The organism is Sphingobacterium sp. E70, assembly GCF_019285695.1.
GTDB lineage: Bacteria > Bacteroidota > Bacteroidia > Sphingobacteriales > Sphingobacteriaceae > Sphingobacterium > Sphingobacterium detergens.
Window position 1 is genome coordinate 1,620,041 of sequence record NZ_CP079104.1, and the last position, 16,170, is coordinate 1,636,210.

Sequence of the window (16,170 nt, forward strand, 5' to 3'; positions counted from 1 at the left end):
TTATATAGTCTGTCCTTTTTCAAAAACATACTATATAAAAAAAAAAAAATTAAAATTTGATAAAAAACAGGAATAAGAGCCAGGTAGCCTTATCACCAAAACGGTTCTTAATACGCTTTAAAGCAGTAGAAATTTGGTTTCTCACAGTCTGTACACTAATTCCCAATTTGTCTGCAATCTGTTGGGCAGATAGGTTTTCAAATCGGCTGAGCAGAAATATTTCACGCATTTTTTCGGGCATAGCATCAATTTCCTTTCTTACCTGCTGATTTTCGGCGGCAAAATCCTGCTTTTCCCCCTCTTGAAAACTATAGTCCCAGTATTCCTCCTGTTCATTAATGGGGACAAAGATGGGGAGTCGATCCCGTTGGGCATAGAAATCGTATATTTTATGACGCAGCATGGACATCAAGTAAGCAGCGATATTGCTTTTCACTTGCCAGCCAGCGCGATTTTTCCAAATAATGTAAAAGACATCTTGTGTAATGTCAGATGCATCTTCTTCTGTAGGTAGTTTTTGCAGGGCTGTCCGATAGATTTTTTTCCAATACGTGTCAAACAGCCTTTTAAAAGCAATGGGATCGGCATTATTAATCGCCTCAATCAGTTCAACATCGTCTCTGTTCACAGCTAGGTTTTTCGTTAAAAGGTACTTGTTTAGAATTTATAATTTCCAAGTATAGAAAAAAAAACTTAGAAAGCAATTTCTAAAACCTCTTTTAAGACAGCTACCTTTAAAAAAATAGCGAACTCAAGTTCCTGTATGCGAATAAAATAACTGATTAAATTAAATAGATTAAAGTACACTAGAACAACCTATCCAAACAGATAAATTAAACTAAAAAGTATAGACAAAAGATAAATTGTTTATTTAAAATAGAGTTAATATACAGCTAATATCGCTAGAATACCTTTGCGGTATGAGAAGAAACCAAATTACAATCCTGAGTTTACTATTGTCAGTGGCAATAGCTGGCTGTAAAGACAACGACAAAATCGGAGATGGTGGAGAGAATCCGCCGGTGGAAAATTTAGAAAACTATTCAAAAGAACCTGCTTTTGTCTTTGGTATGCCCGGTTTTGAAAATTTAAAGATCACCACCCTGATCTCAAGTTCAGATAAATTATCCGGCAGTCCTGAATTCGTATTCGCTGGTCAACCTGATGGTGCTGGATTTATGAAGGATGACAAATCAGATGGTTTCCTGATGATCAGTAACCACGAAATCACGCAATCGGTATCCCGTGTTTATCTTGATAAAAACTTCAAACCTATTAAAGGCGAATATATCATGGATGGTACCGGTGGTAGCACCAGACTGTGTTCGGCTACACTTGCCACACCTGAGGAGCATGGGTTTTCCGCTTTCCTAACAGCTGGAGAATCTGGCGAAGAGAGTATGGTTCACAAGCTGGATCCACTGGGATCTGTAGCGCAACGCTCAGACAAAAACCGTGTTAAGCCGGCTTTAGGTAAAGCTTCCATGGAAAATGCGGTTCCTCTACCTAAAGATGTATCCAATGGCAAGACTTATATCCTGATCGGAGAAGATCAATCTTACGGTTCAAGCCATCAATCTGCTGGTCAATTGATCCTATACGTCGCTGATCAACAAGGTGAGGTGACTTGGATAATGGCAAGCTATACGCCCTAAAGCGTAGCAATAATGACTATACCGAAACGAATATGAAAAAGGGTAGTTCTTATGATGTCGAGTTTGTCGAAATTCCAAATGCCAAAAATAAAACTGGTAAAGAAATCAACCAGGCAAACATAGACAACAAAGCCATCCGTTTCTCTCGGGTAGAAGATGTGGATTACCGTAAAGGTGCTGGTAATGGACGTGAAGTCTATTTTACCGCAACTGGGCAATCAAGTGATGGCAAGACCCCAACAGAAGGGTTAACAATGTGGGGCCGCGTCTATAAACTGAATATGGACGCTAAAGATATGTTGAAGGGTAAATTAGAAGTTATAGCGGAGGGAGATTCCGATCCGGGAAATAACCTGATCAATCCGGACAACCTATGTGTGACTGAAAACTTCGTCTATATCCAGGAAGACGGTGACTCTATTATACTGATGCCAAACACGATTCTTATATCTGGCAATACAATATGGCGACCAAGACCTACAAACCTTGGTTAAACATGAAACATGAGCGCAACAACCAAGATTGGCAAAAGCTTATAACCAAAGCGGCAACCTGCAGAAATTTGGCTCTTGGGAATTTGGAGCGATGACAGATGTTTCCAAATTGGTTGGCATTCCAAATACCTTTGCTGTCAATATCCACTCTCACACTTGGCAGAATGATAAATTTGCCAACGCGGATGGATCTGGTGCGGTTACCAACAAGGAAGGTGGTCAGGTCGTTCTTATCCGTAACGTACAACGATAATTTAAAAAAATCAATACTAAAACTCAAAAGGGTATTCTTTCATAGCGAGAGGATACCCTTATTGTTATTTTATTCAAACATAAAAATAAATGAAATATTGGCTTGTGAGCGGTCTGATAGCAATTGTATTATTGGCTATCATGTGTAAGGGAAATCAGGAGACAGATCCCCAAGATTTGCCAGCAATCAGACAACAGGTGTTAAAGATCAATACCGCTTTTGATAAACAGATTGACCAACAGATCGCCAACGTCGAAAACAATAGTAGCGACCAACAGTTGCAACAAGGATTTGATCAGTTGCGGCTCACCTATAAAACTATGGAATGGGCAGTTGGCTATTTTATGCCCGAGACCGCCCGTTTTTTGAATGGTCCCAACCTGGACGAAATCGAACTGGAAGAAAATGCCGTCATCGAAGCTGAAGGTTTGCAAACTTTGGAGGAATATTTCTATCCAAGTTATCAAAAGGAAGAAAAACAACAGATTATTCGATTTTTAAAGAAGCTAAAAAACAAATCCCTAGCGATCAATACTTATTTTGAGGTCAATACCTTATCATTGCCACAGCTCATGGAATCATTACGCAATGAGGTATTCCGGATCACGACATTAGGCGTTACAGGTTTTGATACCCCATCTCGGGGAAAGGTCTCGTCGAATCGACTCATGCCCTCGATGGTGTCGCTGATGTATTGCGTATGATCAAAGGACAGGTCAATCATCCTGGCGAGATCGAAAACATCTTAGGCTTAATTAAAACAACCAATACGATATTGGGCAAGAGTGCAGATCGGAACCAATTTGATTACCTCGGTTTGATGGATCAACATTTGAATAAAATTTCTGATGCACTGCATCAATTTCGAAAATCCGAAGGTATCCCATCCTTGCAGGTCAATCATCCTATCTCGCCCGATGCATCCAATCTTTTTAGCAAGGATGCCTTTAATCCCGATTTCTTTGTTCCTCAGAGCGACAAAAAATGAGTCCTGAAAAAGTTGCTTTGGGCGCCAAATTATTCCGGGACAATATCTTATCCGGGGATCAAACCCGTTCTTGTATTTCCTGTCATCACGCAGACAAAGCCTTTGCAGATGGGGTCAAAGTGCCTAGTACCCTATCGGGTGCGAAGATGGACCGCAATACTCCTTCCCTTTCGTATAGTAATTATCAACATGGGCAATTCTGGGATATGCGTCGCGAAGATTTGGAAGGGCAAAGCGTGGATGTCATCACCAATAGGGATGAGATGCACGGATCCATGACGGAAATTGCCAAACGTCTGAATCAGCATAAGACCTACACAAAAGCGTTTAACAAAATTTATAAAACCGATACTGTTGAAAATTGGCAGGTACAGAATGTATTAGCCAGTTTTGTCCGTTCATTAAGCACATTTAACTCCCGCTTTGACCGTTATATGCGTGGTCAGTCGCAGCTACTGACAGCAGATGAAAAAGCCGGGTTTAACCTCTTTGTAGGCAAAGCCAAATGCGCTACTTGTCATTTTGTTCCCCTGTTTAACGGGACGGTACCACCTGAATATGCCAAGACCGAATCTGAAGTATTGGGCGTGGCTGTAGACTATCGTAATAAGCAACTGGATCCCGACCGCGGCAGAGGACGCTATCATGAGACGGTACCCCAATTGCAATATTCCTTTAAAACACCGACAGTACGCAATAGCAGCAAGACGGCGCCTTATATGCACAATGGTGGTTATGTCACCTTAGAACAGGTCATGGATTTTTACAACAAAGGCGGTGGTCAACAGTTTGGTTTTAAGCTGGACAATCAGACCTTACCGACAGATACATTAGGTCTAACAGCAAAAGAAACGGCCAAAATTATTGCCTTTCTCAAAGCTTTAGATGATTGATCCAAAAAGTAATATATCATCTCCTGGGTAGCAAAGACACTATCGGGAGCCTATCAGAATTCAGATACAATAAGAAGCCGCATGAACGGAGAGTTCCATGCGGCTCAAGTATGTATAGATTATCAGGATTATATATGACGATTGAAACCCACAATTGCGCCGAAAAATTTTAAAAAGTTTTTTCCTACCTTAGATAAAGAAATCAAACGAGGAAAACCAACTTGTTTTTCATTAACTAACGTAATATTTTATATGAAATCATATGCACTTGTTTTAGCAGCGGGCCTGCTTCCGGTTGTTGCCTTGTGTCAGAAGATCGTTGCCCCGGCAGCCGGGATATCAACACCAAGTATATAAAGCCTCAGAAATCGCTTTACACGGTATATTATGTCAAAGATACCAATTGGGACAAGCAGGGTACAATAACGTACGATATTGTTGCGGCCAACAATCAACTGAGCCTGACAAGTTCTTATACGCCCAAAGACAATGCTTGGGTCACGGCCCGCACCAGCGTCGTGGATGGAAGCACACTAAAATCCATCAGCTATGCGGCTGACACCAAGAAAACAAAATTAAATCTCAATTTTGGCGAAACGATCACTGGTAATTATTATTCCAAAGAGACTAAAAAGATAAAAAACTGAATTTAAAATCCAACGAACCATTTATCGACTTCAACTGGACAGACCATCTGATGGGTACACTTCCCTAGATGTCGGTTATAAGGCACGGATTCCGCAGTTTTACTACAATGACGAGTCCAATGTTCAGGTGGAATACTACAGCATTAAAGAAGTCAAAAGCTATAGTTATGGCTCGCCGAAAACAGGCAAACATGACAGCTGGTTAATCACGCTATTGGAAGAGAACACGGGGCAATCTATAATTATGTCGTGGACAAGAAAGACCGCCGTTTATGGCAACGGGAGATGTCTATGGGCAATGGTAAGGGAAATTACCGTCAACGAGGAGCTCGATTACCAACCCATCAAAAACCGATTTAACAAAGAGCAAGCTGTTCAACAGATATCCAATGGTAACAGTGTGATCGTCGGCACCGCTTATGCACGGTCCAGCTCCGGCAAGCGGCTGGCTGGTCTTGTCAATACGGCGAAAAAACAATATGCGCCAAAGGGAACGGAAATTATGCTTTTTCCAAATTCAGCATACTACGAAGAATGGCTTGAGGTAAACAAAAAATCCGAAAGCAAAAGAAAGTTGCGGAGGTTCCACTGGATCCCGATTTTGGCCACTCCGTCAAACACACCAAGGTTTATGATGATGAGGACACTTTGAATTTGCGGAGCTCATGCCGGGCAATTATATCATTATGACCAGCTTTGATTTTTCCAACTCCTATAATTACTCCTATGTATCGGGTTACACCAATTATTACAACTATTGGGGTTATACCGGATCGACAACAAATTACGGTACCGGGCGATCCTCCTATATTGACAAAGCAAATATAGAGAAGCGCATTAGCATAGATAAGGATGGCGAGAAGAAAGAAGTCAATTTAAAAGAAATGTAAGCATAAATAGAAAGCCGCACAAATGGGGAATTTGTTGCGGCTTTAACACGAACTTATGAAAAACATATACTTATGAAAAGTATCTATCTATAAGACGGTTGAAAACCCCAATTGTCCCTACAAAAATAAAAAAATAAATTACCGCTATTTCTTTTGAGTCGTTCCAAATAAGTATCCACACTTATGGGAAAGGTCCGAAAACTACCCAAAAGAAAACAGGCGCTCGCCCCCACCCAAACGGAATAGTTAAATGTCACTTTGATACCAAAAGACAAAGTCATCATCAATGCAAAAATAGTCAGCAAGCTACCCGATAGTAGCGCCACCAAACGTGTCCGATAACCGATTAGCAGCAATAGCGCTAAAATGACTTCCAGTATCGTAGCCCCTATGGCCAGCACATTCCCCATGGCAGCAGGTGCAAAAAAATTGAGATGATTGGAATAAGCCACAAAATTGGCCCAGTTTCCCCAGGAAGCATTCGCAGTGCCCGGTGCTCCCAAAAACCCAGACGATCCGCCACTGCAGATAAAAAGGCTGTTGCCACAGCCAGGCGAACAAAAAGTTGACTATACATATGCTTTATTTTTTGATCAAATATAAAACAACAATAATCGTGTCAACTTAAACCAGTTTAAGAAATCAATTGACTAACAATAATAAGGCCGCCAGTACATCGGGTACTGAGCGGCCTTAAACATCAATTAATACGAATAAGAATTTATATGGTGTATCCCTCCATTAAAATGTGACACACTCTCTAAGTGACAACCGAATTGCCAAATAGTCCCAATAGAAAAACAAGAAAATTGTATATTTTCTCTAAATTAAAACTCCGGTTTTCATCATACATACCTTCATGCGCTGATAGGTTCGTTCAATATCATGATCCAGCCCAATAGAAAACGGATCAATCCATCCGATATCCCCATGCTTACCCGTTCTTCCTCCGGAATTTCAGACGAGGTCGAACTGCCTGAACAGGAAAATAAGGTTTTATAAAACCCGAGACTTACCGCGAGATAGCCAAGATTCTCCACCTGCATCATTTCCATCAATTCATTGGCCTTTGCCGTCGTTCCAGCATCCAAAGTCAATATACCGCCAAAGCCATACTCGGCGTGCATCATGCTTTTTAGCAGTTCATGGTGCCTATGGGAAGATAATCCGGGATAGCAAACTTTTAGTCCATCCCGTTCAAAACGTTCAGCCAGATACAAGGCATTATAACTATGTTGCTTCATGCGGATATGGAGTGTTCTTAGATTTTTCAGAATACTGGCCGAACGCAGACTGTCCATTGTTGGCCCCAGCAACATACAGGCGCCAGAGTTTACATTTTTGGTGTCATTGATAAATTCCTGTGTCCCACAGTAGACACCGCCGACCGTATCGCTGCTGCCATTGATAAATTTGGTAAGGCTATGGATCACAACATCAGCTCCCAGGAGTCCCGGCGAAACGGATAAAGGCGAGAAGGTATTATCCACCACCAGTTTTAAATGATGTTTCTTGCAGAGCGCTGACAGTTTTCTTAAATCCGCGACCTCCAACAGCGGATTGCTGACACTTTCACAATAGATTATTTTTGTAGTCGGGCCTATCGCACGCTCAATCGCTTCGAAATTACTGATATCAACAAAACTTGTTTCAATCTGAAAAGGCGGCAGAAAATTTTTCAGAAAAGCATAAGTCCCCCATAGATCGTACGGCTGGAAATGATATGGTCGCCACTTTTGCATAGCTGTAAAAGTACGGTCGTTATCGCCCCCATTCCCGAAGCCGTTACATTCGCGGCAGCCGTATTTTCCAGTTTGGCCAGTGCTTGCGCTAGATACAGATTCATCGGTGATGAATGTCGTGAATAGAGATAACAGCCATCCGCATTGCCCTCGAAGGTATCAAACATGGTTTTGGCCGACAGAAAGGTATAGGTTGAACTATCCGATATCGACGGATTTACACCCCGAATTCGCCAAAATATTGCAAATCCTGTATTTCATTTGCTGCATTAAAATCTTCCATCTGAATATAATTTGGTTTATAGACAATTCTATTTTTATCTATAAAATTGAGGTATTTTAAGTTTTATTACAACACTTTATCAGTATATTAGATTATAAATCTAATGTTTAAAACAATTTTAGACAATAAATCTAACATGATTAAATTCAACATCTTTTCACCAAAAAATAATCTATGCAACTGGACGAAATCGACAAAAATTGCTGCAATTTCTACAGGAAGATGCCAAGCAGACCAGTAAAGAGCTCTCGCACAGACTTGGTCTCTCTGTTACGGCGGTCTATGAGCGTGTACGCAAACTTGAAAACAGCGGGGTGATCTCCAGATACGTCGCACTGCTCAATAAGCAGAAGATCTCGAAAGATTTTATGGTACTCTGCCATGTCAAGCTCACACAGCACAAAAAAAGAATATATTCAGCAGTTCGAACGTGAGGTCATGGATTTACAGGAAGTCACCGAATGCTTTCATGTCAGTGGAGATTATGACTATATCTTAAAAATCTGTGTACGCGATATGGAAGACTACCGACATTTTATGCTGAGCAAGCTGACCTCGTTACAGCATATTGCCAGTACACATAGTTCTTTTATGATCGCTGAGGTAAAAAACACATTGACCATTCTCGTTTAAACAAGCTGTTTAAACGAGAAGGTATTGCCATTGAAAAGACGATGTGTTGTTAAAACCGAGGATTATTAAACCAATACGCCGTTTTTTGAGGCAATTGGCTCTGGAAGATTATCTTCACCCATCAACTGTAATAAGTCGATCTCGATCGTCCGACAGATCGACAGCATCGGGATATCAAACATCAGTCCGCCGAAAGGGTTTTCGGTATAATCCCCAACCAGTTCCATCACGATATAGATCCATCCGATCACAACACAAAAGGGAATACTTGTCCAGATTCCCCAATGCCCCAATTTGGCAAATTCATTGACCAACCCTAAGGGCAATAACATGATCAAAATAACATTAAAAACAAATGCTGTACTTGCAAACTGCCTTGGCGAAGGAAACTTTTTGATCCGTTCGGCCTGTCCCTGGAAATCATAAAATTGATTGAGACAAGCCTGCAATTGTGTTTGATTAAAATCTGAGATAATCCCATCATTTTTTAAAGCATTGATATCTTTTGCCTGTTGGGCATTTAGATAAGTTGCAAAGTTCCGATAACTTGATTGCAACGCAAACTCCTCCGTTGAAAGATATTTATGCAAAAAAATAGGTGTTCGGCTATAATCCGGAAAACCTGCTTTGATCAATCTATGTCGCTTGACATTCAGTGCGCCAATATGCCTTTTCAGGCTGATGTGTTCCCATTCCGTCGGAACAAGCAGCTGCTCCCGGAATTGATACAACCAGGCAATATGACGGTAGGTTATTTTCTTTCTGATTTCTTCCAGATTTTGCTGATCCCCTTGTTCGGTATTAAAGGCATAAAGCATGGATACAAAGGAACGGCTGGAGTTGACGATCCCACCCCAAATCTTACGTGCCTCCCATAACCTATCATAAGCTTGGTTATTTTTAAAGCCCACATAAAAAGCTTCTGCTGTACCAATCAGTGCTAAAGGAACCCAAGGAATGATCATCCATTCCCACTGAAAGAAATAATAGACCACAGCAACGAGGGAACACCAAGCTGTCAGCCAGATCAAGTGGACACCAGCAAGGTTGAAAATCTGTTTGTAATTAAAATACTTTGTTGTAATCATAAAAGGTATATGTCATTAAGCCCTTCCAATATCAGTTAAATCAAAAATCCTTGTTTTTCAAATTGCTTGACCAATTTTGCAGCATCTTTTTCAGCCTCGTTCTCCTCCACCTCATAATTATCCAACAAAACGGCTGTTACACTTTCGACATTAAATTCCTTTCCTGCAGTTCCAACCAGATCTGTACAGCTGTCTCATTAAACGTATATACCTTCGATGCATCCTGTTGAGCTTGCCCTGGATAGACTAGAATATGCTCATCGCCCAATTTGCGTAGTTGTAAATCTCCTCTAAGTTTCATCTGGCTATTCTTCTTTTTATTTCTATGACATTCAAATCGTCTGTTTGGTTTGTCCTATTACGAAAAAAATATATACTTATCCAATGAATTCGAATGGCATTTTCGTCTCCAAGGCGGCTTCCTATCAAAGATAGAAAAGACACTGGAAAATACCGCACTCTATTTATTATATTATCATATCCCGCAATAAAAAAATTGAAATGGAATAGTGGATAACAGAAGTTAACAATTTTATTAAACATATCAGCAATTTTTAAAGATGTATTTATAACCTCTATTCTATCTATAGGACGACTATACCCAGCAAAAGGCCTAAGAAAAAGCAAAAATTGACAACAGGAGATCACACGGACCTTATGTTGTCGGCAATTCAGCTATTTTCGCCGGCGCCTATACAAGAAAAAGAGCTAATACATAAAAAATCCGCTCTCTACCGGAAGCTATGCTATTGTAAAAACGGAATCAAGTTAATTTAGCTCTTCGATTTCTTTGACTTACAAATCGAAGGTCAATATTTCATTCTTTATTCTACTATTATATGGGCTATTACCCCGAACTGCAGATAAACGATAAAAGGTTGGTGCATCACCCCAGGGCCGAAATCTATAGCGATTATCCTTAACGATTTCAGCAAATAATTGAATCTTTTCCAATGGAGATTTGTGGACAAAGGCCTTATAACGCCAGTCTTCGGGTAATCCGAAGAAGAAACAACGTGCCGCATCTACTCGACTCAGAACTTTCTTTTCGGCATCTGTCAACTGTGTAAAATCGGACATCGCTTTTTGTAAAAGTTCCATCAGTTCTGTTGTGGCCCAACTATCAATAGCCAATATTCCATATCTTCCATAAGTAATCGAATTCATCATGACTGGATCTGTTTTTACATAAATTGAATCGTGGAAAACATCTTTGTATACATTCCAATTTATCTTGCTTGAATCAATAGACATCGTATAATAATCTTGTCTAAAGAAGACGAAGACACCATTTCGGCTTTCAATTGGTTCATCATCTGTCTTATAGTCAAATTTGGGATAGCCGGGTTCAAAAGCCGCTCCGATATCGGAATGATTGAAGAGGAATTGATCCTTGATGTCTTTATATTTCGCAAACTTGCCGATCTTGACAACAGTAGTGCCCCTATTTTCATTGATCCTTGCCTCTCCCAGCGCATTCGTCACTTGCGATTGCCAGACTTTCACATTTGAATTTCTTAATTCGGGCAAGGTTCCTCGTTGTAGCACGGTTCCATTTCCACCCACAATCTGTACATCTTGTGTTATTGACTTTCCATTGGTCCAACCTGGTGTAATAAATTTTCCATCTTCCAAAAAGGATCTTCCGTCAAGGTATTTGCCAATATAATGATCTGGATAGGTGCCCATATCATTGGTAATACCTGGCTGATATACACCATATTCCTCAGCCCCTTCAAAATTCTGGAGATATCAAATGATACCTGCGTACTATCTGCATCTATCTTTAGGGACAGAACGACAACTCCCTTTTTTTCTAAAGCCTGTTGTAGGAGTCTACCCGCCAAGCTTTACTAACACCATTTTTTTAGTTTCCTCAGGCACCGGTTCGGGCTGGGTTACTTTATCTTTTTGCAGGACAGACATAATACTGTAAGTGAAAAGACAAAAACAATATTTCGGAATACAAGATATTTCATACATTCTTTTCTTTATAAGTCGATTACCTGGGACTATCCCGAGGTATTTTCATTTTCTCCGTTCTTAAAACACTTCATCTATTCGCAGGCAAAAGGGTGGAAGGTGATGATGTTTTTATGAAAATCAGATAGTCAAAATCTTCAGAAATCTTGCCTTCTGAGAACTCTATTGGATTACCTCCTCCTGCGCCAGTTCTTCTATATTCTAATTTGCCCAATAACCATTCGATATCTTTATGCTTATCAGATTTGGCTTTTTTAGATCAAGAATAAACATCGGTTCCTGTACTTGCTCAAGCAAATATTCCAAGGTTCCGGGGTAAGCTTTTACAGCGTCATAACTCGTAAGGCCTTTTTGCCAACGGCAGTATAACTTCCATCATAAAAAGAAAATCCAAAAGTTACATAATCATCCTTGAGTTTCTGTGCAAGGTGATCTCCTTGCATTTGGTTTGTTTCCATGATGTGTGCGTTATGCGCCCAAATGACAAATTTTGATTGCGGATTTTGCTCTTTTATCCACATAAAGTTGTCTGCCATACACTCGTCGCGCCACGAATAGTTATTCATAGCCAGATATTGCTCAATAATAACGATATTCTGCTGTAACCATGCTTTTTCGGCAGTTTTAAATGAAGATATTTCGACGCTGTTCTTTAAGAATGAGATCATGCCATTGATTTCCTTCTTCGCGCTAGCATCGACGACGATCATACCGCTGTTTTTTTGTGCATTACTTCTTACAACGTCCAGCTGGTTTTTCAGACTGTCTATTTTATCTTTTATTTCCTTATTTTCTTTGAATGCATTTAGAATTTCATTTACAGCTCCTGCGTAAAATTGCATATCGAAACCTGTGAATGTTATGCGTTGTTTTGGCTGGTTAAACCTGCGCATCCATTCGACCATGTTCAATACTTCGTCGGTCTGCCAAGTCCAAAAATACATACCTGCAATCAGCTTTTTCGGGTCGCCCTCTCCCTGACTGTATAATCATTCAGCTTGTATGATTCGGGCATATTCGCCTCCATGGAAAACATATCGAACCCCTTATTTACTGCTAAATATTGGATGATACGGTTCTTCATCTTGAAGATCTCGCTCGAACCATGGGTCACTTCACCCAAAGCAACTACTTTACTGCTACCAATTAATTTACCTAGCGGTTTAAGATCTTTTGTATCGCCACTATCGGGCTCGTATGTTCGTAATGGATAGCTATATTTTTAAGCGCAGCTAGCTCACTTGGCGAGAGCGAAGTTTTGGGAGCAGCCTCTACAATGTCAACAAATTTCTCACCGTCAATATACAATTCGAGGTCGTCGAACCATACAGTTCCTTCTCCTGGAAATAATCCACCGAAATTTATGTTTTTTGCGTCCTTGTTAACATCCATCTTGATGGAAACCTGTGTCCAATTGTTATCCCCTTTCAGTCCCCGGTCTTCCATATTATCGAATCCCAATGTAGCACCATTATCGCCATCAACCCTAAGCCATAGTCCGGCATAGCCGTTCTTGACACCTTTCGTTTTTACCCAACCTCGATATTCCACGCTTTTACCTGCATAAGTTTCGATGGGAAGTGTGCCCGTATAAACCCCAAAATCTCCATTCAGGTCACCGGTCTTTTCCATTTTTAGACTATATTTTCCAGCGTGCTTTTCTATGCTGTCCAACAAATAGCTGAAACCTTTCCCGCCGACAAACCAATATTTGGGCAATGACGTGCTATAGTTTTTGAGTTCAAAGCTCAAGTTCTGGCTTTTCTGTGCAAAGCCAACAATGCTAGACAAGCATAATGATGTAAAGACAATTAGAATTTTTGAAATTCCGTTCATAGGGCTGGTTATAATTGATAAATTGTAAAAAGCATTATTTCAATATAATTATTTTCTTTAAATTAAATATACAAAAAAACTATCCATAGAATGAAAAAAACTATACGAGAAAAAAAAAATTGAAGCAAAAAAATCCTTTGCCTTTCCAACATCAGTCATTCCTTCCTAAATCCCTCTGTTTTTCCTTTCACTGCCTGGCAATAACTCAGCTTACAATTAGTCCCCTTAACATGATATTGTTAAAAATGTAAAAACTATTATTTGTATTTAATCTAAATAAACTTATATTTGTCCTGCTTTGAAAAACTTATACTCCATATAAAGCTGATTGGCAAGAGTATAATTAAACGATCTAATCATATGTCACTATAAAAAACATACATAACGTTAATAGCATGTTCAAGTCAACCTACATTTTTTTCATCTCGGTATTCTTCCTTACCTCCATAGCACAAGCTCAAACGTCCTTTTCAGGGTATGTGAAAGATGCCTTCGGAAAAGCAATCGAAAGCGCCACCGTTACCGTTGTCGGCACCAACCTCAGCACATCAACTGATATCGATGGGTTTTATAAATTAAAAATAGATTCCAAACAGAACCTTAAAATTGAGGTAACCTCTGTCGGTTATATCACGCAAAACGTCTCACTGAAAAGTAATGAAACGTACAAAGACTTTCAGCTCAAAAAGGATGACCACATGCTGGAAATTGTCAATGTAAAAGGGCAAACGGGAAACCAAAAAAAAAGTCAACGAAATAAAAAGATCAGGATTCAATGTGAGTGTTGTTGACATGAACCGATATGCCAACCAGACCGCCAATGTGAGCCAGATTCTCCGTACAGCTCCCGGTGTGACCTTTCGGGAAGACGGTGGACTGGGTTCCAATTTTGTCTTCCGTATCAATGGTCTTGCCGCCAAGATCTATATCGACGGTGTCCCGATGGATGATTTCGGATCTGCCATGTCTTTAAATAATATCCCGGTTAATTTGGTCGACCGAATAGAAATCTATAAAGGGGTTGTTCCTGCATTTTTAGGATCGGATGCCCTCGGCGGAGCTGTCAACATCATTACCAAACAACGGAATAGACATTTCTTGGATCTTAGCTATAGCTATGGTTCCTTCAATACCCACCAGACATCTTTGGTCGGGATGTATACCAATCCTAAAAATAAACTATCTGTCCGGACAAATGCTTTTTACAACTATTCGGACAATGACTACAAAATGTATACCGAGGAAAAATACGGTATTGTCTTTGAAAAAGTAGTAAACAATAAATTCGTCCCCATTGATGTGGTGAGGCGCTTCAATGACCGCTATTATTCGTCTATGGCCCAAGTTGAGATTGGCCTCCGCGATAAAAGCTGGGCCGATCAGTTTTTCGTTGGTCTGACCTATTCCGGAAATAATAAACAAAATCAGCTCGGCGCCACGATCAACAAGCCTTATGGTGGCAGCTGGCGAGAATCGGCCTATATCATGCCTACCCTGAGCTATAAAAAGCAAAATTTCATTATTGACCGGCTATATGCGGACATCTACGCAAACTATGGCTTTGATATCACCCGCAACAGGGATACAGCACAATATAACTATGAATGGACCGGTAGTCCGATCAGCAACCCCAATGGTCAGAACAGGCAAAAGAAGGTCTACAACAAACAAAACACCAATAGTGTACTCGGAAGGATAAATCTGAACTATGACTTCGACGAAAGCCGCAACCATAGTTTGAACCTCAACTATAATATCAGCAGCAATTACCGCAAAACCTTTGATAAAATAGCAAACAATAATACCTCAGGTTTGCCCAAAAACATGGTTAAGCATATTGCAGGGCTGGCCTGGCAGAGTCAATGGTTTGACAAGCGTTTGGTCACCAATATTGCGATCAAATACTACGGCATAGATACCGATCAGCAGGTTGATCAGCGCAAATTCGGAGATAATAATGAAATCTTGAGTGGTGCTATTATCACACAATCAAAATATCTAGGCTACAAAGGCTATAGCTTTGCTTCCCGTTACCGGATTTTCAAAGATGGCGGAGTTAAATTCTCTGCCGAGCGGGCTTATAATATGCCCGAAATGATTGCCATTTATGGTGATGATCAAAACTATCTTGCCAATTGGGATCTCAAACCTGAGCGTAGCGACAACCTCAACACGGGTTTCTATTATAATACATTTTTTAATGAAAACCATTTTATAAATCTTGACGTTTCGGGATTCTACCGTCTGGCAAAAGATTATCAAAATGTACGTATCGTCACAAACGATGAACGCGACAAATTTCAGTACTATAATATTCCGGGCGTAAAAATATATGGTGGAAGTTTCGAATTTCGCTATGGCTATAAAGATATCATCACCGCCGCGCTAAATGGAAGTTATGATAAAGCCATCGACAACCAAAAATATACCAACGAAACCAGTCAGGAGGTTAGCTTGTCCTATGGTTATCAAATACCCAACCGACCGTGGACATACGGCAATCTAGATCTTGGTTTTGCTCAAAATGACTGGTTCAGCAAAGGCAGCCGCACACAATTTAACTGGACAACGCAGTATACCAAATGGTTTTATCTGAGCGATAGCCATCTTGGTTCGCTGGCTTCAAAAAATTACATCCCCACACAGCTTGTTCACTCCTTGCTGGTGAGCTATTCCTGGAACCGCAACAGATACAATATCTCCGGTGAGGCCCGCAACATCTTCGATGAACGCGCCTCTATGACAACTTTCGTCTCCAAAAGCCCGGAAGAGCATTTTACGTAAA

The 16,170-nt window shown here is 40.3% G+C and carries 20 protein-coding genes and 2 pseudogenes; 13 read left to right on the forward strand and 9 right to left on the reverse strand.

Features of this window, described 5'->3' with window-relative positions; translation table 11 throughout:
- Positions 1-49: 49 nt before the first annotated feature.
- Complete coding sequence (locus KUH03_RS11755; RefSeq protein WP_257093530.1) at positions 50-628, reverse strand: RNA polymerase sigma factor; 579 nt, start codon at positions 626-628, stop codon at positions 50-52.
- 292 nt (positions 629-920) lie between these two features.
- Here KUH03_RS11755 and KUH03_RS11760 point away from each other — a divergent pair, with 292 nt between their 5' ends.
- The 9 genes from KUH03_RS11760 (at position 921) to KUH03_RS11800 (ending at position 5,820) form a co-directional block, all read left to right on the forward strand.
- Positions 921-1,655: a hypothetical protein gene (locus KUH03_RS11760; protein WP_257093532.1), complete on the forward strand. Its 735-nt coding sequence runs from the start codon at positions 921-923 to the stop codon at positions 1,653-1,655.
- Between the two features lie 32 nt (positions 1,656-1,687).
- Positions 1,688-2,149, forward strand: coding sequence for a hypothetical protein (locus KUH03_RS11765; protein WP_257093534.1), 462 nt, complete (start codon positions 1,688-1,690; stop codon positions 2,147-2,149).
- 28 nt (positions 2,150-2,177) lie between these two features.
- Complete coding sequence (locus tag KUH03_RS11770) at positions 2,178-2,402, forward strand: hypothetical protein (protein WP_257093536.1); 225 nt, start codon at positions 2,178-2,180, stop codon at positions 2,400-2,402.
- A 104-nt stretch (positions 2,403-2,506) separates the two neighbouring features.
- Complete coding sequence (locus tag KUH03_RS11775) at positions 2,507-3,106, forward strand: hypothetical protein (RefSeq protein ID WP_257093537.1); 600 nt, start codon at positions 2,507-2,509, stop codon at positions 3,104-3,106.
- Positions 3,103-3,390, forward strand: a complete 288-nt coding sequence (locus KUH03_RS11780) for a hypothetical protein (protein WP_257093539.1) — start codon at positions 3,103-3,105, stop codon at positions 3,388-3,390. Before KUH03_RS11775 ends, KUH03_RS11780 begins: the two co-directional genes overlap by 4 nt.
- Complete coding sequence (locus KUH03_RS11785; RefSeq protein ID WP_257093541.1) at positions 3,387-4,283, forward strand: cytochrome-c peroxidase; 897 nt, start codon at positions 3,387-3,389, stop codon at positions 4,281-4,283. The genes KUH03_RS11780 and KUH03_RS11785 overlap by 4 nt, the downstream gene beginning before the upstream one ends.
- A gap of 305 nt (positions 4,284-4,588) precedes the next feature.
- Positions 4,589-4,930 carry a hypothetical protein gene (locus tag KUH03_RS11790; protein ID WP_257093543.1) on the forward strand — a complete coding sequence of 114 codons (342 nt, stop codon included), beginning with the start codon at positions 4,589-4,591 and terminating at the stop codon, positions 4,928-4,930.
- 127 nt (positions 4,931-5,057) lie between these two features.
- Positions 5,058-5,582, forward strand: a complete 525-nt coding sequence (locus tag KUH03_RS11795; protein ID WP_257093545.1) for a hypothetical protein — start codon at positions 5,058-5,060, stop codon at positions 5,580-5,582.
- Positions 5,583-5,595: 13 nt separating this feature from the next.
- The gene (locus KUH03_RS11800) at positions 5,596-5,820 is read left to right on the forward strand and encodes a hypothetical protein (RefSeq protein WP_257093546.1); all 225 of its coding nucleotides are present in this window, start codon (positions 5,596-5,598) and stop codon (positions 5,818-5,820) included.
- 83 nt (positions 5,821-5,903) lie between these two features.
- On the opposite strand, the gene KUH03_RS11805 is transcribed toward KUH03_RS11800, so the two are convergent.
- Together KUH03_RS11805 and KUH03_RS11810 are read right to left on the reverse strand one after the other, a co-directional pair.
- Positions 5,904-6,323, reverse strand: coding sequence for a DoxX protein (locus KUH03_RS11805; protein ID WP_257093548.1), 420 nt, complete (start codon positions 6,321-6,323; stop codon positions 5,904-5,906).
- 354 nt (positions 6,324-6,677) lie between these two features.
- Positions 6,678-7,729, reverse strand: a pseudogene (locus KUH03_RS11810) (aminotransferase class I/II-fold pyridoxal phosphate-dependent enzyme).
- 316 nt (positions 7,730-8,045) lie between these two features.
- Here KUH03_RS11810 and KUH03_RS11820 point away from each other — a divergent pair.
- The gene (locus KUH03_RS11820; RefSeq protein WP_257093552.1) at positions 8,046-8,279 is read left to right on the forward strand and encodes an Lrp/AsnC family transcriptional regulator; all 234 of its coding nucleotides are present in this window, start codon (positions 8,046-8,048) and stop codon (positions 8,277-8,279) included.
- 4 nt (positions 8,280-8,283) lie between these two features.
- The gene (locus tag KUH03_RS11825) at positions 8,284-8,478 is read left to right on the forward strand and encodes an Lrp/AsnC ligand binding domain-containing protein (RefSeq protein WP_257093553.1); all 195 of its coding nucleotides are present in this window, start codon (positions 8,284-8,286) and stop codon (positions 8,476-8,478) included.
- 65 nt (positions 8,479-8,543) lie between these two features.
- Here KUH03_RS11825 and KUH03_RS11830 read toward each other — a convergent pair whose 3' ends face one another.
- From KUH03_RS11830 to KUH03_RS11855, 6 genes and pseudogenes are all read right to left on the reverse strand, one after another.
- Positions 8,544-9,566 carry a bestrophin family protein gene (locus tag KUH03_RS11830; RefSeq protein WP_257093555.1) on the reverse strand — a complete coding sequence of 341 codons (1,023 nt, stop codon included), beginning with the start codon at positions 9,564-9,566 and terminating at the stop codon, positions 8,544-8,546.
- 35 nt (positions 9,567-9,601) lie between these two features.
- Positions 9,602-9,694, reverse strand: a complete 93-nt coding sequence (locus KUH03_RS11835) for a hypothetical protein (protein WP_257093557.1) — start codon at positions 9,692-9,694, stop codon at positions 9,602-9,604.
- An 8-nt stretch (positions 9,695-9,702) separates the two neighbouring features.
- Positions 9,703-9,867: a hypothetical protein gene (locus tag KUH03_RS11840; protein WP_257093559.1), complete on the reverse strand. Its 165-nt coding sequence runs from the start codon at positions 9,865-9,867 to the stop codon at positions 9,703-9,705.
- 494 nt (positions 9,868-10,361) lie between these two features.
- On the reverse strand, positions 10,362-11,255 hold the full coding sequence (locus KUH03_RS11845) for a hypothetical protein (protein WP_257093561.1): 894 nt from the start codon (positions 11,253-11,255) through the stop codon (positions 10,362-10,364).
- 617 nt (positions 11,256-11,872) lie between these two features.
- Positions 11,873-12,517: pseudogene (locus tag KUH03_RS11850) on the reverse strand (erythromycin esterase family protein); the annotation flags it as partial.
- Between the two features lie 187 nt (positions 12,518-12,704).
- Positions 12,705-13,301 (reverse strand): hypothetical protein, encoded by a 597-nt coding sequence (locus KUH03_RS11855; RefSeq protein ID WP_257093563.1) that lies wholly within the window; start codon positions 13,299-13,301, stop codon positions 12,705-12,707.
- A gap of 563 nt (positions 13,302-13,864) precedes the next feature.
- Here KUH03_RS11855 and KUH03_RS11860 point away from each other — a divergent pair.
- On the forward strand, positions 13,865-14,176 hold the full coding sequence (locus KUH03_RS11860; RefSeq protein WP_257093565.1) for a carboxypeptidase-like regulatory domain-containing protein: 312 nt from the start codon (positions 13,865-13,867) through the stop codon (positions 14,174-14,176).
- Positions 14,163-16,169: a TonB-dependent siderophore receptor gene (locus KUH03_RS11865; RefSeq protein ID WP_257093567.1), complete on the forward strand. Its 2,007-nt coding sequence runs from the start codon at positions 14,163-14,165 to the stop codon at positions 16,167-16,169. The genes KUH03_RS11860 and KUH03_RS11865 overlap by 14 nt, the downstream gene beginning before the upstream one ends.
- Position 16,170: the final 1 nt, after the last annotated feature.

Bases quoted from the DNA above. Each gene is read 5' to 3' on its own strand.
- KUH03_RS11760 (WP_257093532.1), top strand. From the start codon at position 921: ATGAGAAGAAACCAAATTACAATCCTGAGTTTACTATTGTCAGTGGCA.
- KUH03_RS11765 (WP_257093534.1), top strand. From the start codon at position 1,688: ATGAAAAAGGGTAGTTCTTATGATGTCGAGTTTGTCGAAATTCCAAAT.
- KUH03_RS11780 (WP_257093539.1), top strand. From the start codon at position 3,103: ATGATCAAAGGACAGGTCAATCATCCTGGCGAGATCGAAAACATCTTA.
- KUH03_RS11785 (WP_257093541.1), top strand. From the start codon at position 3,387: ATGAGTCCTGAAAAAGTTGCTTTGGGCGCCAAATTATTCCGGGACAAT.
- KUH03_RS11800 (WP_257093546.1), top strand. From the start codon at position 5,596: ATGCCGGGCAATTATATCATTATGACCAGCTTTGATTTTTCCAACTCC.
- KUH03_RS11825 (WP_257093553.1), top strand. From the start codon at position 8,284: ATGGATTTACAGGAAGTCACCGAATGCTTTCATGTCAGTGGAGATTAT.
- KUH03_RS11830 (WP_257093555.1), bottom strand. From the start codon at position 9,566: ATGATTACAACAAAGTATTTTAATTACAAACAGATTTTCAACCTTGCT.
- KUH03_RS11840 (WP_257093559.1), bottom strand. From the start codon at position 9,867: ATGAAACTTAGAGGAGATTTACAACTACGCAAATTGGGCGATGAGCAT.
- KUH03_RS11845 (WP_257093561.1), bottom strand. From the start codon at position 11,255: ATGGGCACCTATCCAGATCATTATATTGGCAAATACCTTGACGGAAGA.